The organism is Mesorhizobium sp. M7A.F.Ca.AU.001.01.1.1 (genome assembly GCF_004022735.1).
Lineage (GTDB): Bacteria > Pseudomonadota > Alphaproteobacteria > Rhizobiales > Rhizobiaceae > Mesorhizobium > Mesorhizobium ciceri.
The window spans coordinates 1-636 of sequence record NZ_RZPF01001303.1 but is presented as its reverse complement, the minus strand read 5'-3'; the positions used below and the strand labels follow the sequence as shown (position 1 = coordinate 636).

Annotated in this window: 1 protein-coding gene and 1 pseudogene; one reads left to right on the top strand and one right to left on the bottom strand. The window is 66.0% G+C overall.

All coding sequences use genetic code 11. From position 1 onward, the window contains the following. A partial coding sequence (gene nadE / locus EN884_RS37815) for an NAD(+) synthase (protein ID WP_128361223.1) occupies positions 1-380 on the top strand: 380 nt, incomplete at its 5' end. A gap of 48 nt (positions 381-428) precedes the next feature. On the opposite strand, the pseudogene EN884_RS37810 reads toward nadE, so the two are convergent. Then, positions 429-636: pseudogene (locus EN884_RS37810) on the bottom strand (hypothetical protein); the annotation flags it as partial.

Genomic DNA, 636 nt, shown 5'->3' with positions numbered 1-636 from the left:
ACCAAGGCTTCTTCGTGAAGAATGGCGACGGCGCGGCTGACGTCAAACCGATCGCCCATCTCTACAAGAGCCAAGTCTATGCGCTTGCCGCCCATCTCGGCATTCCCGAGGAAATCTGCCGCAGGGCGCCGACGACCGACACCTATTCCCTCGAGCAGACGCAGGAAGAGTTCTACTTCTCCCTGCCCTATGACCGCATGGATATTTGCCTCTTCGGCCTGAATAACGGCCTTTCAGCCGCGGACGTCGGCGCCGCCGCGAAGCTGACTGCGGTCGAGGTCGAACGCGTCTGGGCCGATATCGCCGCCAAGCGCCGGGCGACGCGCCATCTGCACCTTGGCCCGCAGCTCGTCCGCCCCGTCGAGGAAATCGCCAGCTGAGATCGGCGCGACCATCGGGATTACGTCGCCGCGCGGGCAAATGACGGCCTATTCGAACTGCTCCCCGGCCAAGCGATTCCAGCGCTCGCCGGCCAGCCCGTTGAAGAAGCCTTGCGAGCTCAGAAACGCGTTCACCAGCTCCTCGTCGCGCGAATGCACCACGGTCGAGGCCGGTTGAGTGAAGGCGACCCGCCGGCCCAGCATCGCTGCGAGCAGAGCGGGTTGCGTCCGGCCGCGCAGGCCGGCGGCGCCGCGC